Annotated in this window: 21 protein-coding genes; 11 read left to right on the forward strand and 10 right to left on the reverse strand. The window is 48.3% G+C overall.

All coding sequences use genetic code 11. From position 1 onward, the window contains the following. Positions 1–126 precede the first annotated feature (126 nt). Entirely contained in the window at positions 127–1,020 is an 894-nt protein-coding gene (locus tag BMY78_RS01390) for a WYL domain-containing protein (protein WP_090893967.1), read from the reverse strand. Continuing rightward, entirely contained in the window at positions 968–2,323 is a 1,356-nt protein-coding gene (locus BMY78_RS01395) for a helix-turn-helix transcriptional regulator (RefSeq protein WP_090893969.1), read from the reverse strand. Before BMY78_RS01395 ends, BMY78_RS01390 begins: the two co-directional genes overlap by 53 nt. 474 nt (positions 2,324–2,797) lie before the next feature. On the opposite strand from BMY78_RS01395, the gene BMY78_RS01400 reads away from it, so the two are divergent. The 3 genes from BMY78_RS01400 to BMY78_RS01410 all read left to right on the forward strand — a co-directional run bounded on the left by BMY78_RS01400 (position 2,798) and on the right by BMY78_RS01410 (position 5,682). Next, the gene (locus BMY78_RS01400; protein WP_090893971.1) at positions 2,798–4,291 is read left to right on the forward strand and encodes a TROVE domain-containing protein; all 1,494 of its coding nucleotides are present in this window, start codon (positions 2,798–2,800) and stop codon (positions 4,289–4,291) included. Between the two features lie 26 nt (positions 4,292–4,317). Next, a complete protein-coding gene (locus tag BMY78_RS01405; protein ID WP_090893973.1) occupies positions 4,318–5,124 on the forward strand; it encodes a nucleotidyltransferase domain-containing protein in 807 nt (268 codons plus the stop codon). Between the two features lie 306 nt (positions 5,125–5,430). Then, complete coding sequence (locus BMY78_RS01410; protein ID WP_063567677.1) at positions 5,431–5,682, forward strand: RNA-binding protein; 252 nt, start codon at positions 5,431–5,433, stop codon at positions 5,680–5,682. Positions 5,683–5,875: 193 nt separating this feature from the next. Here the strand turns inward: BMY78_RS01410 and BMY78_RS01415 are convergent, their stop codons facing one another. After that, the gene (locus tag BMY78_RS01415) at positions 5,876–6,796 is read right to left on the reverse strand and encodes an AEC family transporter (RefSeq protein WP_090893975.1); all 921 of its coding nucleotides are present in this window, start codon (positions 6,794–6,796) and stop codon (positions 5,876–5,878) included. A gap of 243 nt (positions 6,797–7,039) precedes the next feature. On the opposite strand from BMY78_RS01415, the gene BMY78_RS01420 reads away from it, so the two are divergent. The 3 genes from BMY78_RS01420 (at position 7,040) to BMY78_RS01430 (ending at position 9,904) form a co-directional block, all read left to right on the forward strand. Further along, positions 7,040–7,555 (forward strand): mismatch-specific DNA-glycosylase, encoded by a 516-nt coding sequence (locus BMY78_RS01420; RefSeq protein ID WP_090893977.1) that lies wholly within the window; start codon positions 7,040–7,042, stop codon positions 7,553–7,555. Positions 7,556–7,755: 200 nt separating this feature from the next. Further along, positions 7,756–8,328: an RNA polymerase sigma factor gene (locus BMY78_RS01425; protein ID WP_090893980.1), complete on the forward strand. Its 573-nt coding sequence runs from the start codon at positions 7,756–7,758 to the stop codon at positions 8,326–8,328. Beyond that, the gene (locus BMY78_RS01430) at positions 8,309–9,904 is read left to right on the forward strand and encodes a DUF4179 domain-containing protein (protein WP_090893982.1); all 1,596 of its coding nucleotides are present in this window, start codon (positions 8,309–8,311) and stop codon (positions 9,902–9,904) included. Before BMY78_RS01425 ends, BMY78_RS01430 begins: the two co-directional genes overlap by 20 nt. A gap of 112 nt (positions 9,905–10,016) precedes the next feature. On the opposite strand, the gene BMY78_RS01435 is transcribed toward BMY78_RS01430, so the two are convergent. Next, complete coding sequence (locus BMY78_RS01435) at positions 10,017–11,075, reverse strand: LacI family DNA-binding transcriptional regulator (protein WP_090893984.1); 1,059 nt, start codon at positions 11,073–11,075, stop codon at positions 10,017–10,019. 247 nt (positions 11,076–11,322) lie between these two features. On the opposite strand from BMY78_RS01435, the gene BMY78_RS01440 reads away from it, so the two are divergent. Next, the gene (locus BMY78_RS01440; RefSeq protein ID WP_090893987.1) at positions 11,323–12,642 is read left to right on the forward strand and encodes a glycoside hydrolase family 125 protein; all 1,320 of its coding nucleotides are present in this window, start codon (positions 11,323–11,325) and stop codon (positions 12,640–12,642) included. Between the two features lie 309 nt (positions 12,643–12,951). Here BMY78_RS01440 and BMY78_RS01445 read toward each other — a convergent pair whose 3' ends face one another. Both BMY78_RS01445 and BMY78_RS01450 read right to left on the reverse strand, forming a co-directional pair. Then, positions 12,952–14,007, reverse strand: a complete 1,056-nt coding sequence (locus tag BMY78_RS01445) for a Gfo/Idh/MocA family protein (protein ID WP_090893991.1) — start codon at positions 14,005–14,007, stop codon at positions 12,952–12,954. A gap of 75 nt (positions 14,008–14,082) precedes the next feature. Further along, complete coding sequence (locus BMY78_RS01450) at positions 14,083–14,970, reverse strand: sugar phosphate isomerase/epimerase family protein (protein WP_090893993.1); 888 nt, start codon at positions 14,968–14,970, stop codon at positions 14,083–14,085. A 130-nt stretch (positions 14,971–15,100) separates the two neighbouring features. On the opposite strand from BMY78_RS01450, the gene BMY78_RS01455 reads away from it, so the two are divergent. Next, positions 15,101–15,988, forward strand: a complete 888-nt coding sequence (locus BMY78_RS01455) for a helix-turn-helix transcriptional regulator (RefSeq protein ID WP_090893996.1) — start codon at positions 15,101–15,103, stop codon at positions 15,986–15,988. 123 nt (positions 15,989–16,111) lie between these two features. On the opposite strand, the gene BMY78_RS01460 is transcribed toward BMY78_RS01455, so the two are convergent. After that, positions 16,112–16,795 (reverse strand): serine/threonine protein kinase, encoded by a 684-nt coding sequence (locus BMY78_RS01460; protein ID WP_090893999.1) that lies wholly within the window; start codon positions 16,793–16,795, stop codon positions 16,112–16,114. Between the two features lie 264 nt (positions 16,796–17,059). Here BMY78_RS01460 and BMY78_RS01465 point away from each other — a divergent pair, with 264 nt between their 5' ends. Then, positions 17,060–17,977: a PD-(D/E)XK nuclease family protein gene (locus tag BMY78_RS01465; RefSeq protein ID WP_090901870.1), complete on the forward strand. Its 918-nt coding sequence runs from the start codon at positions 17,060–17,062 to the stop codon at positions 17,975–17,977. 151 nt (positions 17,978–18,128) lie between these two features. Here the strand turns inward: BMY78_RS01465 and ald are convergent, their stop codons facing one another. Next, on the reverse strand, positions 18,129–19,262 hold the full coding sequence (gene ald / locus BMY78_RS01470) for an alanine dehydrogenase (protein ID WP_090894001.1): 1,134 nt from the start codon (positions 19,260–19,262) through the stop codon (positions 18,129–18,131). Between the two features lie 190 nt (positions 19,263–19,452). On the opposite strand from ald, the gene BMY78_RS01475 reads away from it, so the two are divergent. After that, on the forward strand, positions 19,453–21,123 hold the full coding sequence (locus BMY78_RS01475) for a PucR family transcriptional regulator (protein WP_090894004.1): 1,671 nt from the start codon (positions 19,453–19,455) through the stop codon (positions 21,121–21,123). A 54-nt stretch (positions 21,124–21,177) separates the two neighbouring features. On the opposite strand, the gene BMY78_RS01480 is transcribed toward BMY78_RS01475, so the two are convergent. Then, positions 21,178–21,462: a hypothetical protein gene (locus BMY78_RS01480; protein WP_090894006.1), complete on the reverse strand. Its 285-nt coding sequence runs from the start codon at positions 21,460–21,462 to the stop codon at positions 21,178–21,180. A 344-nt stretch (positions 21,463–21,806) separates the two neighbouring features. Between BMY78_RS01480 and BMY78_RS01485 the strand changes: the two genes are divergently transcribed. Next, a complete protein-coding gene (locus BMY78_RS01485) occupies positions 21,807–23,876 on the forward strand; it encodes an ATP-binding protein (protein ID WP_090894007.1) in 2,070 nt (689 codons plus the stop codon). A 279-nt stretch (positions 23,877–24,155) separates the two neighbouring features. On the opposite strand, the gene BMY78_RS01490 is transcribed toward BMY78_RS01485, so the two are convergent. Next, positions 24,156–25,850 carry a sigma-54 interaction domain-containing protein gene (locus BMY78_RS01490; RefSeq protein WP_090894008.1) on the reverse strand — a complete coding sequence of 565 codons (1,695 nt, stop codon included), beginning with the start codon at positions 25,848–25,850 and terminating at the stop codon, positions 24,156–24,158. Positions 25,851–26,282: the final 432 nt, after the last annotated feature.

Below are 26,282 nucleotides of genomic sequence, written 5' to 3' on the forward strand. Positions count from 1 at the left end.
TAATCATCAAAAGGGGGTATCCCCTCATCTTCATGACTCGGGATAACCCCTTTGTGTTTTGCGGCAATTGGTTAGCAAGTTATCTGTAAATGATTGGAAATAAAAGACATACTTTAGGCAGAATCATTATGCAGAATCACTGCCTTCCTTCTTTACAATAGGTTCCTCTCCGTGGTGGCTCCGCACTCCTCCAGAAGTCCGTTCCGGCTTTGCTTCAGGCTCGGATTCAGCATAACGTGCCAATACTTTGGCGGCTGTCTCGGACATTCGCTCCCGAAGCGCGGCATTGTCTGCAATCCGTACCCGTTTGCCCAGAAAACGCATTTTGGACAGCACGTAATCCATCTCATTCCGGGGAATGGTTAGTTCAATGCGGTACGTCTGTTGGGCTTCCACAAATTCCACCTGCTTCTCGAAGCAGGAAAAGGCATATAGAATTCGCGACAACTCCTGATTAAACTCCGGCAGCACTTCGATCGTTACGGTTGTCTTTCGGTTCTCCGTTAAAATTGCGATTTTGGCAGCATACTGAGAAGCGGTTTCCGGTTGAAGCGGCTGGGCTTCCGCGGTAATGATGCTGTGCAGCTTGGTGGACATCAGTTTGTTGTAGAGTGGAGCATACCAGAGCACGTACCATTCTTTTTTGACCATGGAATATTCGAGCTTGTAGGGGTAACCAAACTGATCCTGGCTGATTCGTCCATTGCGGACACGCCCTGTCAAACGAAACCCCTGATGATGCAAAATCATCTGCCGTAATGGTTTAAGCAGTGGATGAAAGACACTGTTCTCTTCACTTTTGGCTTTTTCGGTCAGGTAATCCTGAAGGTCCAGATCCTGCTCTGCATCCAGCATGTCATGCATTTTGTGCAACGTATCAGGGTGCAGCGCTTCTGGTGCGGCAGGGTGATTCAGCATCATGCGCAGCCAGGCTCTTTCCTGTGAAGTCCAGGTGAACAGTCCGGTTTCATTCAATCTCGTCATCATCTGGTAGTTGAACATCTTCTCGAACAGATTCATAATATTGCGCAATCTCCTTCCATTCCTTAATCATCTCCTGACGCAGCCTCTGTGGAGCGATCACCTCGCAGCTTGAACCAAAACTCCGAAGCCACGGCTTAATCTCGGTGGTACCGTTGACCTGAATTTCATATAGAAAGGTATGTTCCGTTTCGGGCGTAATCGTTCCCCACTGGCCTTGCAAACGAACCCGATCCAGAATGAAGTTACGCTGGCCGTCCTGAGGATGGAAGAATCGGGCTTGAACCGTCACGGTATTCCCCGTATCCACCAGCCAGCTGTAGCGGCTGATCTCGGCCCACTGTTGTTTCAATTCGAGCATATATCCTTCTTCAATCGAATCCTGTTCCTCCAGCTGTGTAATACCTTCCATCCGGAATTTCACAAAGCCTCGGCGTCCCTGATATCCAATGACATACCAGCGACCATACTGATGGTCATAGACAACTTCAAGCGGTACGATCCGGTTGGGTCGTCCGCCTGCTTCCCGTTCGAAGCGCGGATTCGTATTCTGCGAGCTGTAGCTGGACGGTTTTTTGGGTGAATAATACAGAAACTGGACATACTTTCGCTGACGAATCGCACTAAGCAGAGTGTACAGATGTGCTTCGTCCAGAATGCGTGAATAATAGTGGTATTTATATATAAATGGCTCGGTGGCTTCTTCCTGTGGATAGCTTGTAGCAATGGCTTTTTTGAGACTGTCCCGCAATATATAGCCTTGTACGGACGGAACCTGGGTGTTCGCCATAATATCCACAAAATCATACAGCTCCAGCTGTTCTTCCACGGTTAAACCCGTAAGTACGTCCTGCTGCAAAAGGTAACGATAGGGCCTGCCGCCAGGTTCCTTGCGGATCACCCCTACTTCTTCCAGATACTTCAGATCGGAGCGAATGGTCTTTTCGTCAGGTAGCGCCAGTTCCTCAGGCAGATCCGCGCAGCAGGCATCCAGTAACTCCATGGCGGTTAAAGCTTGATCTTGTAAGGTATGCAAAAGGATAGAAAGACGCTGAACTTCAGTCTCTTTCATCGACTTGGCGCGAAAGAGGAAGAGCAGCATGGGCTCAGCAGATTCTCCGTACTGGAAGCGGACGAGATCCGCCATTTCTTTGTTTGGTTCCGAGCCTGAGCGTTGGTCAGCGACGGTCTGCATGATTTCTTTTAATCTGCGTTGGGTTTTATCAAAAGTATGTACGGATATGCCAAGCCGTTCGGCATACTGTTTACGGTTATACGCACCACTTGTCAGGGACAGCATGCGCAGAAATTGAATTTCTTTGTCAAAGCTCTCTTTAGCCATGAACATTCACTCCTTGGTGGCCTGGAGTCAGGCGGATGTAGTGGATGACTATGTTGGCAGAACAATTCTGCATTATATAGAATCATTCGTGATCTTCCCATTTACCGTTATCCCTTCATTGTATCAGGATGAGTGGCTGGTTTCATTTTAAACTTATGGAGGTTGAAAACGATATTTTTATGAGTTATGAAATTGATTCGTCGCCATACTTTCGCCATGTTCGCGTGCAAATGTGTGAGGCATAATAAGGTTGTGAAGCGGGGCAGCAACAAACTCTGCGGATCAAGGTTCCGAGGCGCCAGGGAGGGTTACTTCGACTGTTAATCGACCAGGTCGTTGGTTCGAATCCAATCGCCGCCGTTCATGGCGGTGTAGCTCAGCGGTAGAGCGGGTATTATACCTTCCCACCTTTTTCCTCGGAACATTTTATTATGGAATATCAGTAAATAGACTCACACCGGGAGGTCATGAGTGATGAGCAGAGCGAAACAATTATTCAATCAACCTCAGCCAACGACACGTAATCATGGGGGCTACGGTGCCTATGAGCGTTTGGTGGAGGAACAATATATACAGTTGTTGATGACCAATACATTGAACAATACGTTCTATGCAGATACACAGCAATTGATGGACGATGCGATGGTCAGTCATCAGGAGATGGCTGAGGTCGATGCAGGGTTTATGGCGCGGGCGCTGGTCTATGCTCGTAATGAAGGCTTGATGCGTTTACAGCCTCTGTACGGTCTGGCACTGTTGTCCAAGGTGGAGCCGGATCAGTTTGCGAAGATATTCTCCAAGGTCGTACAGACACCGGCTGACTTGGCCGATTTTCTGACGATTCTAAGAGGAACAGGTCGGGGGCAGGGCGGTCGAGCGGTGAAGCGTCAGGTAAGTCAATTTTTGAACGGCATTACTGAATATTGGGCGATCAAATACAACGGGCGCGGACGTGGATACAGTCTGGGCGATATGATCGCTACAGCACACCCCAAGCCGACAGATATGAAGCAACAAGCCCTGTTCCGTTATTTGCGAGGACATGAGGTGGATCTTGCGGAACTGCCGCAGTTGCAGGCGCTGGAAGAGCTGAAAGCTACCCCAAACCCGGCGAGTCGGATGCATCTGATCGAAAAAGGCAAACTGCCGTATTCGGTGGTCACATCGATCATGCAGCCGACACGTACGGTATGGGAGGCGTTGATGTCCCAGATGCCGACCTTTGCCTTGTTACGTCATCTGAATGCAATGGATCGGGCAGGTGTTTTTGATAAATCGAAAAATATCGATTACGTGACGGGCCGTTTAACGGATGCAGAAGCCCTGCGCAAGTCGCGCATCCTGCCTTTCCGATTTGCCAGTGCGTATGAAATGATCGCAAGAGAAGAGCTGCGATATGCTTTGCGGGAAGCGGTGGAGCTATCGATTGGCAACCTGCCATTGCTGCCGGGAAGAACCGCCATTTTTCTGGATCGCTCCGGTTCCATGCAAGGGGATTATTTGCGGATTGGTTCGGTGCTGGCACTGGCGCTATATAAACAAACACGCGGCAACTCGCTGTTCTGGTTATTCGACCATATGGTTGAGGATGCTCGTCCAAAGATGGATGAAAGCATTCTTTCCCAAGCTCACCGGATTCGTGCACAAGGTGGAACAGACACGAGACGGCCTGTACGAGAGCTTCGGGATATCGGAGAAAAAGTGGATCAGATCATTATGATCACCGATGAACAGCAGAATGAAGGCACCCCGTTATATGCCGAGCTTGAGCGATATCGCCGGATGATGAATCCGGAGCTGAAGGCATTTATTGTGGATATAGCACCTTATCAGCAGGCAATGGTACCGCCACGGGATGGCAAAACCTTTTATATCTACGGTTGGAGTGAAGCGGTATTGACGTATATTGCCGAGACTGTGGCAGGATATGATACACTCGCGAACCGGGTGAGAGAGACAGAGATTTAAATTGGAAAATGTGGAGGCGGCTGACCATGACCTACGTTAATGAAGAAATGAAAGATACGATCAGACAACAGTTGAAGCAGATTGAACAGGAGGAGCAGGTACGGATCATTTATGCCTGTGAATCTGGCAGTCGGGCATGGGGATTTCCCTCACAGGACAGCGATTACGATGTTCGTTTTCTGTATGTGAGACCGCTGGAATGGTACTTGTCCATTGAGGATAAAAGGGATGTTATCGAACGCCCGATCAGTGATCAGCTTGATATTAATGGTTGGGATTTGCGCAAAGCTTTGAAGCTGTTTCGCAAGTCGAATCCACCGCTGCTGGAGTGGCTGCAATCTCCGATTCAGTATGATGAACAATATAACGTGGCGCAGCATATCCGGGCCCTTTCACCGTTGACCTTCTCGCCCAAGTCCTGCATGTATCATTATCTGAATATGGCGAAGGGCAATTTTCGAGATTATTTACAAGGTGAGCGCGTGAGGATTAAAAAGTACTTCTATGTTCTTCGTCCATTGCTCGCTTGTGGGTGGATCGAACGTTATGATGCGATGCCACCGATGGCATTTGAAGAGCTAGTGCAAGAACTTGTACCTGCGAATACATCGCTGTATACGGAGATTCATGAACTGCTGCGCCGGAAAAAGGCAGGCGAGGAACTTGATCTGGAGCCGCAGCTGCCCGCCATACAGGCTTTTTTGGCTGAGAAGATTGCGCATTATGAACAACTGGCATCCCAACTGGAGAATGAACAGATTATTCAATATGAAGAACTGGATCGGATCTTCCGTTTTGCACTGCAAGAGGTGTGGGCTCCAACCTGCGATTAAAGTACGAGGTCGTGCGTATTTGCACATCTGGAGTCTGAATCGGTGGACCCACGTTTGTAAAAGGATCGATGAAGCATGAGACTTATGATTCCTTTAGGTGCAAGGTAATAGGGCAGGTTTGGTATATCCAAACCTGTTTTTGTTATTTTTCGTCAAAATATTTCATTCAAGATAATTAAAATTAGGAGTTTTAACGTTAATATAAATAACTAAAGCCCTATATGTTTCCTATCCGTTCTGGGTAATAATTAATAGTAAGCAAGTGGTCATTGGAATCTCACAACGTAACGATAGGGGGTAACCTGTATGGCGTCAATGATTCTGCTGGTGAAACAGACGGAAGACGATGAAAAGGTTATTTATCGATTCGGACCGAATGAGCGGAAGATGGGACTCATTGAAATGAATAAGGTCAAAGAAAGTGTGAAGGAACTGGAGCCTGTTCAGGTGGAGGGTGTCAGTCCGAGTTTTTATTTCAATCGGGCCGCACAGCGACTGGTTCGGTGTTTGTTCAGAGAAGGCGGTAAGTTCCCTGAACGAACGACATGTGAATCTTAGTTTTTTTAGGCTGGTAAGTCGTACAATGACTTGATCAGATGGCATATGCAGGCAATAGTAGAGGTCCAAGGCATCCGGCATATGGGTGCATTGGACTTTTTTTAGTTCAACTGTTATATCATCCATCCGCATAACAAAAAAAGTTCACTGCTCCTTGGAGGAGAGTGAACTGGACATTTTTTAAAATATTGCATCAGAATGTCTTCGCAAACGAAATCAGTGCGGTAATCGTAATGATGTTAAGCAAAGTTGAGATCAGAACCGTCTGGGCGGCAAAGTCTGGCTCATTATCGTATTCCTCGGCCAGAATGGACGCATTGACTCCGGTAGGCATACCGGATGCGATAATAAGGGCCTGAGCGGCGATACCTTGCAAACCGAGCAGCAGTACAATGGAAATCCCAATAGCTGGACCAATCAGCAAACGCAGAAATGTGCTAATATACACATCAAGACGATACAAGCGGATCGGATATTTTACAATTTGGGCGCCGAGTGTTAGTAGTGCTACAGCGACCATACTTTGCTGCGCGTAAGTCAGCGGCATGGACAGGAAAGTGGGCAGTGGAATATTTCCCATATGAAAAAAAATGCCGAGCAACAGCGCATAAGGAACGGGCATTTTTAGAAATCCAATGATTACCGCACGGTAATTGCCTTTGAGCTTCGCACCTTGAATGGAAAGCACACCATAGGTAAACGTCAGCAATGCCTGTAAAGACATGACCAGTGCCTGGATGGAAGAGGCCAGTGGATCACCACGAAATACCAGGGAGTTGATAGGCAGGCCATAATTGCCTGCGTTGTCCAGCATGATGCTATTGTTGAAGGCGGCCTTCATGCCTTTATTCATGCGAAGCGAGCGTGCGAACACAGACCCCACAATATAGAGAATAAGTACATATAAGGCGTAAAAGAGCGTTACAGTTCCGAGCAATTCCCCTGACATATCGGAGTGATACATGCTCATAAAGACGGCTGCGGGGGTAATACAATAGAAATTGATTTTGGCAAGGGTGTACAAGTCCAACTTGAACACCTTTTGCATCCAGGACCCGACGGCAATCAGGAGAAAGACGGGCAGGACGACTTCAAGCATGATGTCTGCAATCATCAGTTCAGCTTCCTTTTTCATGAAAATTTCAGTCCGATTTCGAAAATACTTCAACCATTATATCATTTTATAGACGAGCATTTTGCAAAAATCCAAAGAGTGACTTTCAATCAGCAAGATATAGATCGAAATGGTTCTATTCGTCAATATCTTGTACCCGAGAACGATTAGAATCGAATTATGCAAAATGCTGACACAGATCAAAGATGTAATTGACTAAAAAAGATAAGGGGGCTCTTCATTATGATTCCAGATCATCTGGATTATGGTTTATCAATCTTATTTATTGGATTCAATCCGAGCATTACGTCTGGAGAGACGGGTCATCATTATGCTTATAAAGGAAACCGTTTCTGGCGCATTCTTGAACGTTCCGGATTGACACCTCGTTTATATGATGCACAAGAGGATGGGGAGTTGCTGAAGCTGGGGTACGGATTTACGAATATTGTTGCCAGGCCAACAAAAGGTATGGACGATATTACAAAGGAAGAATATGCAGAGGGACGGCAGATTTTACGGCAAAAGCTGGAGGAATACCGACCAGACATCGCCTGTTTTGTTGGGAAAGGGGTATACACCCAGTACAGTCAGCGTGCCAAAGCAGAATGGGGATTTCAGGACGACCCGGTCGTCAAGGAAATTCATGAGTTTGTTGCCCCGTCATCCAGTGGACTCGTGCGTATGTCGATGGATGAGATCGTAGCGATCTATTCACAGCTTAGTGATTTTGTCTCCGAGAAAAGCAGAGAGGACTGATAAACGAAGCAAAAAAGAAAACTCCACATGGCAGCAAGTGCAGCAGTAACAATGAACCTTCAATGGTTGCAGAGTTCGGCTATCCGGTTTACACCGGGTGGCGCGAATTCTTTTTTTTGGATAAAGTGAGAGGTTTCAGGAAGTGCTTCCGTCTAAATAGTACAGAACCATGCATGGAAGCTGTAGAGAAGGGGGATTACATGACTCAACAGATACCAGAGGAGGAGCTCATTCAGCGTATTATTGCGGGGGACAAACAGTTATTTGCTGTGCTCGTGGATCGATATAAAAATAAAGTCTTCGGCATTTTGCGCGGAATGGGTGCGAGTCATCAGGATGCACAGGATCTCGCTCAGGATACGTTTCTCCGGATGTACCGCTATCTTCCGACACGAAGGGAAGGAAGCAGTTTCTCGTCTTGGGTATACACCATCGCTGTGAATCGGATGCGGGATTTTATGCGGCAACAGAAACCTGTGATGACCGCTGTTCATACGGGTTTGGAACAAACCAGTGGTGAAACGCCAGAGAAACATGTACTGCATAAGGAGATGCAGCGTGAAATCTATCGCCAGATGGACCAACTGCCAGAATCGTATCGGCTTGTGCTGCTTCTTAAATATACGAATGAGCTGAGCTATGAAGAGATTGCAGATATCACGGACATGAGTCCGACGCAAGTGCGTAATGCACTTTATCGAGGGAAGAAAACGTTGAAGAAACAAATGGAGCGCAAAGGAGGTTTATCGACGTATGAAGCCTATTCCAAATGATGAGGATCGATTGTGGGAACAGCATTTATTCCGTGAAGAACCGGATGCGGACTTTACGCTTGAGGTGATGCGGAAGCTGGAAGGGGTGTCCATGGAGAGCGCAGAAGACGTGGATCCATTCACGAAAAAGGCTTCCAAGTCCCATTGGATGCGCCGTACGGGAATCACAGCGGCGGCAGTTGTAATCCTTGTGGGAGGGGCCTGGTTTGCTTTTGATCACACAGCAAAATCGACGCAACCAACGGTAAATGCTGTAAATAACCCGCCTTTGCCTAACATACCTGTTCCAGAAGAACTCAAGTATTCCTATTTTGCCGATGATTACAAACGTTTGAAGCCGCTCGGTCTCGTAGTTAATCCCAACATCCAAATCGAGGATAAGGGCTACACGCTTAAGATTGAAGATGTGTTGGTGGATCGTTCTCAAATCGTGATCACAATGAAACAAACAACACCTGATGGGCTAGGGCTTTTTGCGATATCTCCAGAGGCGGGGAGAATTCATATTACGGACGATCAGGGGCAGCAGGTTGCAACTCTCGCCCGGGATACCAGAACAAGCGGTTCGGCAGCTGAACGATTTATATTCCAGTTGCATGATGATATCCCGGATCAGGTGATCGTGCGTGGAGAACTTGGGCATCTAAAAGTAGGCAGCTATTATAATTTTGAGACAAAATCATACGAAGATAAAAATGCTGTTATAGATTGGAGCTTTCAATTCAACATCGATATGACCAAAGCCAAATCACTGGCTGTTGAGGCTCCCATGAACAATACCTACACCACTCCTGAGGGCATGAAACTGGATATGACACAGCTTGTACGTACGCCAAACGGGACCCGTCTTGACATGAACATCAGTCTGGATGATCAACTGCGTGCCAAAGTCGGAGAGAATTGGGCGAATGATATGGACTTAATGTATCACCTCGAAATTCCTGAAACGAATGAGTATCGAATATTCAACGGGAGCAGACCAGATGCCCGTCAAGCCAAGTTCCGGCTCCGAGATTTGAGTGGATTAATGGATGGCGGTCCATTGAAGTTATCGGAGACATGGGACCCTGCTTTTGTTACGGTGGATGCGAAGAAGATTCGCTTTATTCTGGAAGGCTACACCATCCCAGTGTGGGAGGAGAAGTCCGTGGAAGTGGATCTGGAAAAGATGCGTAAGGATGCTGAAATTTACACCTACGTATTGCAATTTGAACAATATGGAGATGAAATTTTATTTTCTGACTTCAATTACAAACCGGTGTGGGAATCCTATGACAAAAACTACTCACTAGTCCTGGAGGGAATAGGAACGTTCCGAAATGCTTTTAATGGCGATCGCTGGGTGGCCGTAGATTCGGAAGGAAAAGAGTATCCTGTTCAAGTAATCGGTTATCCAGACCAGCCTAATAATGACGGAGAATACTTTGCAGACAATCTGAAATTGGTCATCCGTGGTTTTTACAAAGAAGATGGAACGAAATTAACCTTAAAACGAACCGTAGTTAATCGTGAGTATCGAGACGTGAATTGGGAAGTAGATCTTCCGTCGTACACCAGTCTGCCTTGGCAGAAATAACAGTTATGAATGCCAAGAACGGAATGGAATAAGCTTGGATGAATAACAAGATAGTGATGAAAGGCCCCGCATAATAACATGCGAGGCCTTTTTGGTATTCAATAAATTAAAGTTACGCCGATTCCCGTGGAATAAGGGACGTGGATAACATGACCGTTTCCTTCGGTGTGCCTGGACGTTCAATCCGGCGCTGTAAAGCTTCGATCGCACGCTGACCGAGTTCCTCTTTGCATAGGTTGACTGTGGTCAGAGGCGGGGACGATGTAGCAGCAGCATGCACATTGTCGATACCGATGACAAGGCAATCCTCAGGTGTGGAGAATCCCATTTCCTGCAGTTTATTCATCCACTGCAAGGCGATATCATCATTGACGCCAATCCAGGCATCGGGCCGTTCGTCGGCGGGCATGTTTTTGATTGTGGCAGCCAATTGGTCGATCCATTCGCCGTTCTCATAAGGAATATTCCATTCTCTGAACGTGATCAACCGACTGCTGTCTGTGTGAAAATGGTTCAAGGCCAGTTCGATGCCGATCTTCCGCTGTGCAAAGCTGGCAGCTCGGCCATCATCCGTAATCAGACCGATGCGACGGCACTGCATCGACATTAAATATCTCGCCACAGTTATGCCTGCTTCCAGGTTATCATGGCTGATGGTATCACAGTTCAACAGTGGCTCCTGATGATCCACGAGTACAATGGGACGACCTGTCTGAGCCAGTCGTTGCAGGACAGCATGGGGGAAAGCGCCCATAACGATGACCCCGGCACAACGTTCCCAATCCAAGTGAGGAGCGATTGCCCGTTCTGGAGGTGTGTGTTCATCAGCAACTCCCAGAGAGGGAGATACAATGGCATGATGCCATCCTCTTTCATTACAGGCAGAGATCATGCCGGAGAGGACGCGCTGCCAATAGTGAGGCTCACCCCGGTTGAGCTGATTCATGCAGATGAGAGCAAATGGGGGCTCGGATTGTTCTGCGTGGGTAGCTGTTGGAACAGTACTGCTTCCTGGGGTGCTTTGGCGATATCCCAAGGCACGGGCTAATTCAAGCACACGGGCGCGAGTCGCTTCGCTGACGCCTGTCTTGCCGCTGAGTGCACGGGAGACGGCATATTTGGATAATCCAAGCTGGTCGGCCAGCGACTGGATAGATACTTTACGTGACATTTCATTACTCCTTCATATGTAAACAATTTGCATAAAACCAACGAGCCATTTCAATCTACAACATATGATCCAATTTATTTTTTAATATACCATCCGTTATGAATTGACGATCATCTTCCGGCAAAGTACACTTACAAATAATAATGTTATTATAATTTATCATAACGAAAATAACAATGCGACACAATTCATTGAATGAAACGATGCAAACAAATATGGAAACTTCAATTCAAAGGAGACGACATCCATGGAACAGTTCAGATTACCGAAAATCCCCATGCCGCATCTGGAATTACCGCAAGCTGTGCAGAACATTCTTACTGAGGCCGAGGAACGGCTCCAACATAGACCAAGATTGCTGGCACAGTTCCGTAACTGTTTTCCCAACACGCTGGAAACGACGACAAAGCTATTGGATGATGGGACAACCTTTGTTATTACAGGGGATATCCCGGCAATGTGGCTGCGTGATTCGGTGGAGCAGGTGATGCACTACGTTCCGCTCGCGAAGGAAGACGAACAGTTGCAACGGATTATTGGGGGGCTGATCAAACGGCATACGTTCTATGCGGACATTGATATCTATGCCAATGCGTTCAACGAAACGGCTAATGGATGGCATTGGGATGCAAATGATGAGACAGAGATGTCGCCTTGGGTATGGGAACGCAAGTTTGAGCTGGATTCACTCTGTTTCTCTATGCGGCTCGCCTATGCGTATTGGCGTGAGACGGAATTGACGGATATATTTGACGAGCGTTTCAAGAGGGTGATGGAAAGCATAGTCAGTCTGTGGAAAACGGAGCAGCGTCATGGTGAGCAGTCCCCATATCGATTCATGCGCCGGAATTGTCCAGCTCATGACACGCTTCGTAACGAAGGATTGGGGATGCCGGTAAACTATACCGGGATGATCTGGTCCGGTTTCCGCCCCAGTGATGATGCATGTGATTTTCATTATAATATCCCGGCAAATATGTTCGCAGCGGTGACTTTGCGTCAAATGGGGGAGATTGCAAGGTGGGTATTTCGAGATGAGAAGCTGGTCAGCGTGATGGCCCAATTGGAAGAAGAGATACGACATGGTATCTCCATATACGGTATTTACCGTCACCCCGAGTATGGGCAGATCTATGCCTATGAGACGGATGGTTACGGCAACTTTTGCCTAATGGATGATGCAGGTACCCCGGGACTTATGTCTATTCCGTATTTGGAGTATGCTTCCACCGAGGACATCGTGTACCAGAATACACGGCGCTTTATTTTGAGCAAGGAAAATCCGTTTTATTATGAAGGACAAGCAGCCAAAGGCATCGGCAGCCCTCATACTCCTCCCGGATACATCTGGCATATGGCGCTGTCCATGCAGGGTCTGACCGCAGACAATGATAAGGAAATGCTGGAGATGATTGAGCTGCTGGAGAACACGGATGCAGGCACTGGGTACATGCATGAAGGTTTTCATTCGGATGATCCAAACACGTTCACAAGGCCCTGGTTTGCTTGGTCCAACAGCCTGTTCTCGCAGCTTGTGTACAAAGCAATGAAAAAAGGAATTCTATAAAAGATACATGTAAAAAAAGCTTGCTTACTCCTCGTAAAGCGGCCGTTTCGGTTACGAATCGTTCTTTCGATCGCTGTTATCCCCGGATTTCCTGATCGCCTTTTGTAAAGTCGAAATCCGGGGATAAAGGCGAGCACTTCGTTTCTTCAGAATCGATTTCGTTCCCTCCACTACTTCGCGTTTTATCAGAAACTTTTTTTGTACCTTGTATAGGAAAAGGAAGTAGTTAAAAAACAATAAAGCCCAAACTGCAAAAGATTCGCAGTTTGGGCTTGGTTTATGAGGAAGGCTATGTTACTCACGGCTTCGCTATACAGTCTTCAGCAGATCGGCGATGAACACCTTTTGACCTGTGCGGGCACTTTCGAGGGACGCAAGGACCATGGCCATGCTGAACTGGTTGTCACTGCAATCGGTCTCAGGCAGTTGTCCAGATTCCAGTGCAGCGAACATGTCTTCGAGGCAGCCGTGATGTCCTGTTTTGTCCATGACAGGCTGCTTTCCTTCGATCCGCTCACATGGTTGAAAAAAGGATGGTTTGCCTTCTGCATCCAGATGCTGCGCCGAGACAATTTCAGCATAAATGTCATCATGTCCGTCCCAGATGGCGGTTCCTTTTTCGCCGGTCACACGCCAGGATGCTTCCCATGAAGTAGGCACACCTTCTGTGCACCAGGACCCGCGATAGTTAAACACGGAGCCATCGGACATTTCAAAGATGCACAATGCCATCGCATTGCCTTGATACCACGACCCTGGAGGATTGAATTCGTGACAGTACACTGAAACCGGGTTGGCACCGAGAATATATCGTGCCTGGTCGAAGGTGTGAATCGCCATATCCAGCAGCAGTGGACTATCCATCAGGTCACGGAATCCTCCAAAATGAGGTCCGAGGAAGAAATCTGCCCCAGCAAAACCGACCTGACCAATCGTTCCGTCGTCAATCAACTGCCGATAAGCACGAATACGTGGATCGAAACGGCGATTTTGCATCACGGCCTGAATATTGCCCGTACGTCGTGCCGTCTGAACAATATCTTCACAGTCAGAGAAGGATTCCGCCAGAGGTTTTTCGCCAAATACATGACATCCTTGTTGTAACGCCGTCATGGCAATGCCGTGATGGCTCGCTGGAATGGTGACATCAAATACGATATTGGCATCTGTTGCTCGAATGGCCTCACTGATATCCGTAAACGTGGGACAGGAAAGGCCATGCCGTGCAGCAAGTGCAACGGCGGTATGTTCATACAGATCGACAAGCCCCACAATTTCCGTGTCCGGCCTTTGCATGGCGTAATCCACCCAGGTGTTGGACATGGCCCCACAGCCTGCCACAACTACCCGATAAGGATGACTCATCCTATCATCTCCTTATGCTTTTCATTTTCTATGCTCGTGCAATGGACATCATGCCACTCCATGTTAATCCCGTTTCTATACCGGATTGGGAACAAAGTTTCCACCGCGACATTGTTTTAAATAGTTTAGTGCGTGCACCTGTCCGGTCATTTCGAGTTCATCTTTGTAGACAGGATCGTGCCAGCCTTCAATATCAATCGTCCCCTGATACCCGTTTTGGCGCAGAATCGTAATGATGTCAGACCAGTTGGTATCCCCGAAGCCTGGCGTACGGTGCCAGACGAATTCACGTGGGCCGTGCACGCCATATTCTTTGACGATGTCCCAGGCAATGGTGGCATCTTTGCCGTGCACATGGAACACTTTAGGCGCCCACTTGCGCAGCTGCGGAATCGGGTCGATCAGGCTGGACATTTGATGGCATGGCTCCCATTCCAATCCGATGTTTTCATCGGGAACCGCATCGAACATCATCTCCCAGGCGGTTGGATTATGAGCAATGTTCCAATCCCCCATCTGCCATGTACCACCCATATCACAGTTTTCAAATGCAATGCGTACACCCCGGTCTGCAGCCCGGCGTGCCAGTTCTCCAAACACTTCTTTGAATCGCGGGATGGATTGGTCAATCGGTTGATCGGTCAGTCGTCCGGTGAACCCGGAGACGATATCCGCTCCGAAGAGCTGGGCATGGTCAATTACCCGTTCCCAACTGGCTAGTGTATCGGCATTATCCCCGGCTCCGGTGAGCGGATTGCCAAACACACTTACTGCAGAGATGACAATTCCCTGTTCATCCACGATTTCACGGACACGTTTGGCCATCTCGGCGAGGTTCAGATCACCAGTTGTTTGCCAGAAGGTCAGATTGAATGATTCGAAGCCATGTTTCATAATCTGTGGAATGACGCGGACTGCGTCGTGTCCACCTACAAGGGTGCCTATGCGTAACGGATTATTCATGGTTGTATTTCACTCCAATATTGGCTTATAGTACTTCGTGACACACTCATTATAGCCGGGCATCTGCCGGATGGCTCTATACAATCTTGTGCAATATTAGTCTGATCTTGTGGGGAAAGGAGGAGACAGCGTGCTGGATCTGAAAGCGCTTCACGAAAATACCCGCATTGACCATAAATCGCATCCATTTCAGCTGTTCCAGAATCGTTGTTGGGGGATGAAAACGGAAGAATGCATTCTGTACTTGCACTGGCATGAACACTTTGAACTGATTTTTATGCGGAAGGGTAGTGCCCTGTTTCATATCGACAGCAGGCCGTACGTAGCTCAAGCAGGTGAGGTCATTATTATTCCTGGTGGGGCGCTGCATGTCGGGTATGCTCTGGAGGAAGGGGATATCCACTATGATTCGGTTGTGCTCAACAGTGCGTTATTTCATGATTTTACCCATGACCCCGTTCACTTGAAATATGTTGCTCCCTATCTGGAAGGGAAGGTAAGGTTCCCGGTAAAACCGGCGGAGCACGACATAGCTTGCCAAGGCTATTACTCCCTGTTGGATGAAGCTATCGAGGAGATGGCCTCACAGCCGCTGGCCTATCAATTGGTTGTGAAATCCAAGCTGCATGCCTTGTTCACTCTGCTTGCCCGCACATTTATGCCACACCATCTCCCAGATAAAACAACGGGATCGTATTTTCCCAATCGGGAACGATTCAAGCTTTTGATTGAGCAGATTGAAGCGGAGCCAACAGGGAAAATGTCCGTTACCGAGGCAGCCGGGCAGGTAGGGCTGAACACGTATCATTTTTGCAAAATGTTCAAAAAACTGACTGGACGCACCTTTGTGGAATATGTGAACGGGTGCCGAATGACGAAAGCCGAACAGCTGCTGCAGGAGAGCAGCCTGACCATTACCGAGATCGCTGCCCAGGTTGGCTGTGATAATGCTAACTATTTTACGAAGCTGTATAAACAATACAAAGGGATGACACCCTCGCAGGGGCGATTAAAATAGGAAGGCCTTGCGTCAACATGGTACAAACAAACAAAAATCCGGATCACCGCCAGAGATGCGCGAGTAATCCGGATTATTTTATCAATATCAGATATCAGAAACGTATTCTGTTTATGAAGATGTTTATTTCATGAATTTTGAGAATAATCGATTAGCCTTTTTGGAGAGGTCGTCCAATTTGATATTGGCCTGATCCAGTTGATTGTAACCCCATTTGATCGTTTGCAGCATGCGTGGGGAAATGGGTGTGCCTTTGATCCGTGGATAAATGTTGTGATAGGCCCAGACGAGATGCTCCCAGCGATTATCGTTGCCGTCCTGAATATACTCCGAGACGTCGATGACTTTACCGCGTCCATTCTGAAGAATGACATTTTTCAGATGAATATCTCGTGGATTCAGGCCGCGGCTGCGTACTGCCTCGCGCGCTTCGTCCACATCGAGCATGACCTGCTCGGGGACCGGGATTCCTTTTTCCAGACATTCGAGCAAGGTATCTCCCGCTTCAAAACTGATCACAAGAATATTCCGGCCGCTGCCGTAATAGGTGGGGAAATAGGGCAGGCCTTGGAGCTGCTCATATACCTGTTTTTCATTTTCAAGTTTGTCCAGGGCATGATCTGAGTACATCTTGAAGGCATACTGCGGCAATCCGTCATACGTAAATACCGCCGCATCCGTTCCTGTGCCGATACAATTCAATCCTTCTACATGGCCAATGATGTTCACGAGCTCATTCCGGTCGCTTCCAATGACTTGGATTTGTTGTAATGCTTCTTCCGCCTGGAACCAATCCGGTCGATTCATGGGTGGTGCCTCCTTTTAGGATATGCCTGTACAATTCATCTGTCTAACTGCAAAATCCTGTACTCTTTTAGTATAGTATACGTTCAACTCTGTAATTTCATCTTTTGGTGATGTTACTATATAAACGTTACGCATCGAATCGGAAACGGTTGCGGATAGAAGAAAATTACGGAAGGGTGCTTGCGGCGTTTTTGCCCTTTCCTATATACTGTGAGCATTAAGGGATCTCATGCAGATCCGGCATACAGAAAGGCAGAATATCTTATGGCACAATACCCGCAGTGGTCTTATTCGCAGTCGCGGGCGAGTATGTTCGATGAGTGCCTGCGCAAATATTATTATCATTATTATGGAGCACATAACGGCTGGAAGGCAGAGTCAGCCGATGAGATGCAGGTACGTCTGTATCGGTTGAAGCAGCTCAGTAATCTATACCTCGTATTTGGTGACCTCGCGCATCGGATGTGTGAATCAGCGGTACGCAGCAGGGAAGAAGGCAAGGATAAACCGCGTGAGCACTTTCTGGAACAGACCATGCGCAAGCTGCTGAATCAGGCGTATGTGGAATCGATGGATCAGGATCAGTGGCGGCTCGACCCCAAGAACCGGGTGATGTTGTCCGAGATGTATTACGGGGATGACACGTTGAATGACCGGATTGCCACGATCAAAGAACGGGCCTCGGCCTGTGTCGGCAATCTGTACCAGACGCTTACATGGGAGGACCTGTCCCGTGCGAGTACGGATATTTTGGAGATTGAGAAATGGGATACGATGATGCTGCACGATACGCGTGTATATGTGAAGATGGACTTGTTATATCGCCGCAGCAACGGCAACATCGTCATTGTGGACTGGAAGACGGGTAAGGAGGATGACTTCTCGGATCAGTTGATGCTGTACGCATCCTATGTGAGGGAGCATTACCGGGTTCCGCTGGAGCAGATTGAGCTGCGGGTGGAGTACCTGTTAACCGGGACACACCGAGAGTTTACGGCAACGGAAGAGGATATTCTGAAGGTGGAGGAGAACGTGGGGCGGTATATTGCGGAGATGCGCTCCTGTGTGGATGATGAGTATTACAACCGTCCCAAGGACGTTTCGTATTTCACGCCCATGCCTTCGCGCCGCGCTTGCCGGGACTGTAATTTCCGTGAGGTATGCAGCGAACGTGTAGTATAGAGCGCCACCCGAAGCATCTTCAGATCTCATTCCTATTTCATGTGAAAATAAAACAAGAAGCGCCAGCCTGGACAGGATCTGCCCGGACTGGCGCTTCTATTCCGTTCCACATGCCAGCGGCAAGGCGCCGGGTGGAACGGTCATATCAAGATTACTGGACCGCGGCGGTATTCTCCAGCGCCTGTCCTGCGGGAACATAGTCATGCCCGAGATCCCGGGCAACCGCCTCATACGTGATATGTCCATTCAGCACGTTCACCGCGCTGCGAATGGACGAACTGCCGCGAATCGCGGCGGCTGCACCATGGTTCGCCAGCTGCAGCGCATAAGGCATGGTGGCGTTAGTCAGCGCCACCGTAGACGTGCGCGGCACCGCGCCTGGCATGTTCGCTACCGCGTAATGCACCACACCATGCTTCACATAGGTCGGTTCATCGTGGGTCGTGATATGATCAATGGTCTCCACAATTCCGCCCTGATCAATCGCCACATCCACAATGACCGAACCGGGTGCCATGGTGGTAACCATTTGCTCGCTGACAAGGGTTGGCGCTTTGGCGCCTGGAATCAGCACCGCACAGATCAGCAGGTCGGCAGCCGCAACAGCCGACGCAATATTGGATGGACTCGATACCAGCGTATGAATCTGGTTGCCAAAAATATCATCCAGCTGGCGCAGACGATTCAGATTCAAATCGAGGATGGTCACATCCGCACCCAGACCGATCGCGATTTTGGCGGCGTTCGTGCCCACCGTGCCGCCACCAATAACGACGACCTTGCCACGGCTTACGCCAGGTACGCCGGATAACAGAATGCCTTTGCCGCCCTCCGTTTTCTCCAGCAGCTGCGCTCCAATCTGAGCCGACATCCGTCCGGCAACTTCACTCATCGGGGTGAGCAGAGGCAGCGTACCGTTAACTTCGAGTGTCTCGTACGCAATGGCGGTCACCCGGCTTTCAATCAGTGCCTTTGCCAGTGCAGGTTCCGCTGCGAGGTGCAGGTAGGTGAAGAGAATCAAGCCAGGACGAAAATAGGCGTATTCGCTGGCAAGGGGTTCTTTGACCTTGATGATCATATCTGCCTCCGCCCACACAGTTGAAGCTGTATCCCGAAGCTCCGCTCCGGCCGATTGATATTCGTTGTCTGTGAATCCACTACCCAATCCTGCGCCACGTTCGATCATGACCTGATGTCCGGCTCTGACAAAATCAGCAGCTCCGGCTGGGGTCATTGCTACACGATTTTCATTGTTTTTGATTTCTTTCGGGATTCCGATTCTCATCGCCATGCACCTCGTCCATTTAATGGTTGTTAGCTTATACTACAAGTTTATGACCTGGAGCATCGTTTTGCACCTTACCTTATGTCTATGTTTTGCAAAAATGAATCAACATAATGTCGAGAAAAGACTATTCAGGACATTTGTCCATCGCTTATAATGTAAGAAAAAATGACACTATGAGGGATCGATATTGAGAAATGACCGCGTGTTTACGATAAAGGATATTCTGGCTCGCCCCGTCTTTGCCAAAGCCCGGCTTGCTGCGGGGAAAGAAGGAACATCACGTCAAGTTGGATGGGTTCATGTGCTGGAGATTACCAATGTCTCTCCCTTTGTAAGTCCCCATGATCTTATTTTATCCACTGGACTATGGCTTCAATCGGAAGAAGGGCGTGAAGAATATCTGCTCCAGTTAATCCGGAGCGAAGCGGCAGGGCTCTGCGTGGAGTTTGGCACAAGCATTCATGGCATTCCCGAAGAGTTGATTGAACTGGCTGACAGGCATCAATTCCCGCTTATCGTGTTTGAGCAACCGGTCCGTTTTGTTGAGATCACGCAGGATATCCACGCTTTGCTCATCAACCATCAACACCAGCTGCTGAAGAGCCTGGAAACCTATTCCCGTCAGCTTCAGCAGCGAACATTACAGAGTACAGACATGTCGGCTGTACTTAACCTTTTGCATGAATACGCGGCCAAGCCGGTTGTGTACATCTCGTCCATGGAACCGGGCAGTTTTGTGCCGGAACTGCCTTCGGACATACAGCAAGCAATCTACACATGGTACGAACAGGAGGTTGAGCATCTGGATCTTAATGATTCAGACACTGAGCTATGGTTCCATCTGGATGATGAACAGGTGTTACTGTGTCACCCGGTCGTATGTTTTGGTCAGGTTTTTTCTGCGGTAGGCATGGTTGTACATCCTTCAGCACCCGTCGAGTTTCTTAAACTGTTGCTCGATTATACGGCGAAGGCAGCGGCAGCGCTGACTCTGCGATCCCAGTTTCTGGAGGAGAAGATGGTACGCAACCAGAATGAGCTGATCCAGGATCTGATGAACGGCAACATTCTTCATGAGGAGCAGGCTCAGACCCGAATGGGTCTCCGTCTGTTGGTGAAGGGACAGTACTGGTTTGCCGGCGGAGTTATTGAGATGGAGCACCGTCTGAAAGGCATCGGCCGTGAGCGAATGGAAACCAACCATCAGGATATTCTGGTGCTGCTGCGTTCTTTACTCAAAAAGAACAATCTGGCCAGCCTCATCATGCTGAAAAATAATCAGGTATACGTATGCTGTGCCAAGGAAGAGAGCAAGACATCCACACGAAATCAACTGGTAAAATCACTTGAAGGCATTCTTGGTGATGTAAAGAGATTTGCGAGTCGCAACCTGAAGCAGGTCACGATCCATGCCGGATTTGGCAAGGTGCGTAACCGATTAACAGGGTTACCGGACAGTCTGCGGGAAGCGTATCAGGTTATCGAAGTTTCACGATCCGTAGATCAGCTGGAACATATTCATTTTTACGAACGTATGGGTATATATCAAATGCTAAAAGCATTGCCCCAATCGTTTCTACAGCCTTTTGTAAATGACCATCTGGGCGTCCTGATTGACTATGATCGGACACATCATCTAAGGCTGGTGGAGACCTTGGATGCCTTTCTGCAAAACTTCGGTTCCAAGCGGGATGCGGCTGCTCAATTGTTCATACATCGGCAAACTCTGTACAATAGATTGGAGAAGTTAGAAGAATTAATGGGACCTGATTTTATGGATCAGGAAAGAAGAATCTGCCTGGAGATGGCGCTGCTTGCTCATGCCATGATCGAGGAGGAACAGGATTTTTCGTCTTGATGGATCAGGCTGGAAGACAGTCCGGACTGTGCATCAATGGAAGATATGCACAGTCTAGCAATTTTTACTGATGCGACGGGCTTGTCGTAATTCTCTCGGTAATACGGTTGTGCCAGAATCCGAACGGCGGCCGCGAAACAGTTTGGGTTGTCCGGAGGAAGGTGCAAGGGATAACGAGGTGGGAGCGGCCAAGCGATATGGCGAAGAGCTGCGCTCCGGAAGAGTTTCCGTCTCCATCTTTTTGGATGAAACAACGCTTTGACGCAACCATTCATCAAGTCGTTCACGGTTGATTCCTAGTTGTCCGCTCAGATTACAGATATCGAGGTTTTTTTTCACACAAATCCGCCTTTCCTTGAATATCGGGCTGTATAGGTTCTGAAAGGGAAGCATGAAGTTCGAAAATAGGTGATGCTAATGGACTTCAGCGTTCTGCATCACATCCAATGCCCACTTGATTGGTGTGCTCGATTAGCGGAATGGCGATTATATTAAACAGCGGAATGAAAGCTGTATGTACCCTGTGTTAAACGTTTACATATAGCTGTTTTATATATTTTACTATAATTTGGCTTTTATCTAGATTTTATCACTTCACATGTAACTGTGCGTCTCAATATAGTCTCAACTTGTGAGGAAATAAGATATATGGAAAGTACCAGTATCTAGTACGGAGGACACAGATGGAGAACAGTAGTGAGGTTCAATACGATAGCCACTATGGTCATGGAAAACGTTTTGTGGGTCGAGCCAAGGAACTGATGATGTTGGACCGATGGCTCGGCAATCCGGAAGCACCTTTAACCATTTTTTCAGTTACGGGCATGGGAGGCATCGGTAAATCTTCCTTGCTGTCCGAGATGTTGTCCGTTGCTCGAAACCAGGGAGCGACCGCAATATGGATGGATGGCAGATCCTGCGGCTCGACACCGTCAGTTTTTTTGGAGTATCTCTCCTCTACATTGGGACTTGAGACCATGGGGGGTGATGGTAACCCGCGGCCATTGAGCCTGCTGAATAAGCCTTCAGTACAGAGGCGGCTGGTCCTTGCTGTGGATAATTATGAAGAGCTGGCTCTTCTCGAAAGTTGGTTTATGGAAGTCTTCGTATCCAAGCTGCCTTTATATGGTGTACTTATCATTTTGGCCTCAAGGCCGGAGCCCGGTTCAGCGTGGCGGACACATCCAAGGTTGCGGCAGCGCCTCGTACAGATGCCTCTCCAACATTTTACGGGTGAAGAAGTGTCCGAATATATTGCGGTGGCAGGATCATTGAATAAGAACTTGGCCGGGACGATTGCGCGTATGACAGATGGACATCCGCTCGGGCTGGCGCTTGCTGTGGAGGCTGCGGATCAGCGCAGGCATGTTCCCTTTTCTGATTGGACCGAATTGTCACAAATGATTAGCGCCAGGCTGCTGCTTGAATTGACGCTACCCCGCCTGCACCCGATGGTTGAGGTATTAACGCTGCTGGAAACAGCGAATCAGGAATTGTTGGCCTCCGTGCTGCAAACAGAGGTGACGCTTGAGGAATATAACGTTCTGAGGCGTATGTCGTTCATTCGTTCCGGGCCCAATGGTCTGGCGCTGCATGATATGGCCAGATTACATCTGCTTCGGGATTTTCGCCAACGCGAACCACAGCGTCTGCAAGCCATGCGTGTGCGAATAGCAGGTCTGTTAAAGCCGCTCCATGAACAAGCGGGTCCGCATGAGAGACGCCAGATTACGAGGAAAATGCTCCTTTTGTGTCAGGAATCCATGCTCCAGCATCGGAAGTACGCTGATGTGTCGGCTGATTCACTGTTTTCTCCGCTGGAAGTGATGCGAGCGGAAGACTTGCCGGCATTGCACCAATTGCTTCAACAGTGGTGTGAATATAGCGTGGAGCCGTGGCAGGCGCCGTCTTATCCAGCTTTTTTAGACGAATTGGCACAGCGTTATCCTGAGGGAATTGTATTAATGCGTGACAAGGAGGGCGTTCCGATCGCGATGTTCATTACGGTACTCGTGCACCGGGAGAGCAGCGGGCTGTTGTGCAACTATTTTCCAGCCGAAATGCAGGAATGCTTCACACCGGAAGAGCTGGATTGCGATCCGGACCAGACGGATACTCACTTTGCGGTACTTGCTGCAGCAAGGGCTGATGTGCCAGGTTACAAACGTGAAGAACTTGTGGGTTATATGTCGCTGGATCGGCTGTCACTACTGGGAGAAGGGGCCAGGGTTATACTGGTCGCAACCAATCCTTATCTGAAGCTGTTTTTGCAGAGCATTGGTTTTCGGAGTAAAAGAGCGCGTACTCGTTTATGTGACCTTTATGAAGATCAGGCAGATGTACTGGATCTGGATTTGCGCAGTGGACAATTCGGGGATTGGGTGATGTCCCTCTTGGTTCCGGATACAAAGGGCAGTGGGGTACAGCAGGGGGCATCTGGAGTGAATCAGGTTCCCTGGTCCGAACAGGACGTGCGTAAAATGCTGACTTATCTGCACTCTCCCGGAGAATTGCATGAGTATGCTGCGCGAGTGAATGGCATGTCGGGTGGAATCCACCTACAGACGCATATCCTGGATTTGCTGGAGGGTCGGGTCCATGGTATCTCCCAGCAGGATCAGCTGCTGTTATATGCGGCCTATTGGACACATGCTGGCAATCCAACTGCCGCAGCGCAGGCATGCTCAATGAGCCGGGCCACATTCTATCGGCATCTGCGAGCCGCTTTGGTCCGATTGGCAAGAGTGCTATAGTGACAGAAAGCATAATGCGGGCTGACTGGAAATTTAATCATTGAAATAACCTAAAAAAACACACAGTAACTGGCCAATTGAGCCAGATCTGCGTGTTTTTTTTGATGGTGTCAATCTTAATCAGATGACTATGAGATACAAGGTTCATGAAGCTGATAAGTTAGTCAAAATGGAAGTATTAACGCTTCGTTTCCACTAACCAATCGGCCAGTTCTTCTATCTGGATGAGAATGGCTATGGGGTTCCGTCCGTACCAGAATATCGATAAGAAGAGGCTGGTCATAGACCGAGCCTCTTCATGCGGTTATAGAGCGTTGCTCTGGAGATGCCGAGCTGCCGGGCGAGTGTTCTTTTGTTGCCTCCGGCGGCTTTCAAATATTGCAGCAGCAGTTCCGACTCATAGGTGTCTAACTGCTCCTGATAGGATAGGGTCGAAGTATCCGTGGACTTCTCGTTTTCTCCTTCATGTATTGGAACAGATGGGCCCGTGCCACTTGGGAGAGGAGATGAGCCCGATTCCAGGCCAGGCTGTGGATGAAGCTGCTCCGTCTCGTGCAAAATGGATTGTGCCTGATCCATGGATGAAATGAAGGTGTCAGGGAGATATTCGGGCTTAACCTCGCCATCCGTGGTGAGAATGGTGATCCGTTCAATCACATTTCTTAATTCCCGTACGTTACCCGGCCAGTCATATTGGAATAACAGCTTGAACACCTCAGGAGGAACCAATTCAATATGACGATTATAGAGCAAGGAAAACTCTTGCAGGAATGTCTGTGTCAACTCGTAAATATCTTCCTTGCGCTTACGCAGAGGAGGGATGACGAGGTTAATGACATTCAGTCGATAGTAGAGATCCTCACGGAATTGGTTGCGGGCGATCATGCCCAGCAGATTCTGATTGGTTGCGGCGATAATCCGGCAGCTGGCCTGTTTCATGTGTGTTCCACCGACAGGGAAGTAACTTTTCTCCTGCAATACACGCAATAGCTTCACCTGAAGCTCCAGTGGCATCTCACCTATTTCATCCAAAAAGAGCGTACCGCCTTCGGCTAGTTCAATTTTCCCTTTTTTTCCTTTGGGATCAGCCCCTGAAAATGCACCCTTCTCGTAGCCAAATAATTCACTCTCAAATAATGAACCAGGAATAGCTCCGCAGTTAATGGCAATAAACGGCGCTGTCTGCGGTTCACGCAGGTCGTGAATGGCTTTGGCGAATAACTCCTTGCCCGTTCCGCTCTCTCCAAGAATAAGCACGGTAGCTGAGGTGGTACTGATCTTGCGAATAGTCTCCAGACACTGGTTGATTACCGGGCTGCTGCCCTTGATTCTGGCAAACGGATCGGAATCCGGCCGCAGACGGGCAACGGCTTTCTCCAGATGCTGGACTTTGGAAGTCATATGTAATAACTCTTGATGCAGACGGATTTCGGTTGTTATATCCACTTCGGCGGCAACCGCGCCTACAATACGTCCATCGAGATGCACCGGACGTGCATTAATCAGGGCGAACAGATCGGGTCTTGGTTGGTGCTGCTTTCGATACACAGTTTCCCCTGTATATAACGTTTTGAGCGATTGAAGGCGATCCGGGGGAAAGAAATCCGCTGCCGGTTTGCCGATGATATCTTTTTTGTTAATGGAAAAAACATGCTCCGCACCAGATGTCCAGTAGGTTACCTTTGCTTCTTCATTAATCAACGTCAGAGCTGAGCCTGCTGTCTCCAGTGTTGTCTCGAAATAAGCCTCCATAAGCCGATGGGCATGCATCATTTCTTGCAGAACATCGGATACAGCAATATAGCCCAACGAAGGTCCATCATCCTGAATTAACAGATAAGGACTTGTATTGAACAGGGGGATGGCGTCGGCCAGTCCAGTGGTTGAAGGGATGCTGGGCATGGAGAGGCTTGAATCCAGGATACTCATATCTGTACGTAATAAGGACATCAAATCTGGAAGTAAATGTTTCATCGGTATCACCTCAGTTAGAGCATAACGTTCGGAAACTACACCAGTTACACGAGCTGCTTATAAGTGTTCTGCATATAAAATGATTGGGAGAATGATGGTTACCCATATTATAGCTTTCCAAATGAAGTGTGTATATATTTTTTGACATGAAGCATACATGCTATCGGCATAGAAGGGAGAAGTATTGATTGTTGATTTTTGTTATGCGCTTACAATTTTATGGTTTGGGAATAATTGTTGATTAAAATGGACGAATCAGGATTTCGGGTAAGGTATGAGTTATTAAAACTAACATTTGAAATGGTAAATTACACTGTTACCTCTTATCCCGATACCGGGCTGGTTAAGTGATTATTCATATAGAGCATGAATTGTCCACACCATTAAGAAACTTCTGAATAATGCTATACGAAGGCTCAATCCGTATGAAGA

The organism is Paenibacillus sp. OK076 (assembly GCF_900110055.1).
Taxonomy (GTDB): Bacteria; Bacillota; Bacilli; order Paenibacillales; family Paenibacillaceae; genus Paenibacillus.

What these genes read in the sequence shown, in the direction of transcription:
- BMY78_RS01420 (WP_090893977.1), top strand. Translation starts at nt 7,040, where the DNA reads ATGATTCCAGATCATCTGGATTATGGTTTATCAATCTTATTTATTGGA.
- BMY78_RS01435 (WP_090893984.1), bottom strand. Translation starts at nt 11,075, where the DNA reads ATGTCACGTAAAGTATCTATCCAGTCGCTGGCCGACCAGCTTGGATTA.
- BMY78_RS01440 (WP_090893987.1), top strand. Translation starts at nt 11,323, where the DNA reads ATGGAACAGTTCAGATTACCGAAAATCCCCATGCCGCATCTGGAATTA.
- BMY78_RS01400 (WP_090893971.1), top strand. Translation starts at nt 2,798, where the DNA reads ATGAGCAGAGCGAAACAATTATTCAATCAACCTCAGCCAACGACACGT.
- BMY78_RS01430 (WP_090893982.1), top strand. Translation starts at nt 8,309, where the DNA reads ATGAAGCCTATTCCAAATGATGAGGATCGATTGTGGGAACAGCATTTA.
- BMY78_RS01485 (WP_090894007.1), top strand. Translation starts at nt 21,807, where the DNA reads ATGGAGAACAGTAGTGAGGTTCAATACGATAGCCACTATGGTCATGGA.
- BMY78_RS01390 (WP_090893967.1), bottom strand. Translation starts at nt 1,020, where the DNA reads ATGAATCTGTTCGAGAAGATGTTCAACTACCAGATGATGACGAGATTG.
- BMY78_RS01445 (WP_090893991.1), bottom strand. Translation starts at nt 14,007, where the DNA reads ATGAGTCATCCTTATCGGGTAGTTGTGGCAGGCTGTGGGGCCATGTCC.
- BMY78_RS01405 (WP_090893973.1), top strand. Translation starts at nt 4,318, where the DNA reads ATGACCTACGTTAATGAAGAAATGAAAGATACGATCAGACAACAGTTG.
- BMY78_RS01425 (WP_090893980.1), top strand. Translation starts at nt 7,756, where the DNA reads ATGACTCAACAGATACCAGAGGAGGAGCTCATTCAGCGTATTATTGCG.
- BMY78_RS01415 (WP_090893975.1), bottom strand. Translation starts at nt 6,796, where the DNA reads ATGATTGCAGACATCATGCTTGAAGTCGTCCTGCCCGTCTTTCTCCTG.
- BMY78_RS01395 (WP_090893969.1), bottom strand. Translation starts at nt 2,323, where the DNA reads ATGGCTAAAGAGAGCTTTGACAAAGAAATTCAATTTCTGCGCATGCTG.
- BMY78_RS01410 (WP_063567677.1), top strand. Translation starts at nt 5,431, where the DNA reads ATGGCGTCAATGATTCTGCTGGTGAAACAGACGGAAGACGATGAAAAG.
- BMY78_RS01465 (WP_090901870.1), top strand. Translation starts at nt 17,060, where the DNA reads ATGGCACAATACCCGCAGTGGTCTTATTCGCAGTCGCGGGCGAGTATG.
- BMY78_RS01490 (WP_090894008.1), bottom strand. Translation starts at nt 25,850, where the DNA reads ATGAAACATTTACTTCCAGATTTGATGTCCTTATTACGTACAGATATG.
- BMY78_RS01460 (WP_090893999.1), bottom strand. Translation starts at nt 16,795, where the DNA reads ATGAATCGACCGGATTGGTTCCAGGCGGAAGAAGCATTACAACAAATC.
- ald (WP_090894001.1), bottom strand. Translation starts at nt 19,262, where the DNA reads ATGAGAATCGGAATCCCGAAAGAAATCAAAAACAATGAAAATCGTGTA.
- BMY78_RS01450 (WP_090893993.1), bottom strand. Translation starts at nt 14,970, where the DNA reads ATGAATAATCCGTTACGCATAGGCACCCTTGTAGGTGGACACGACGCA.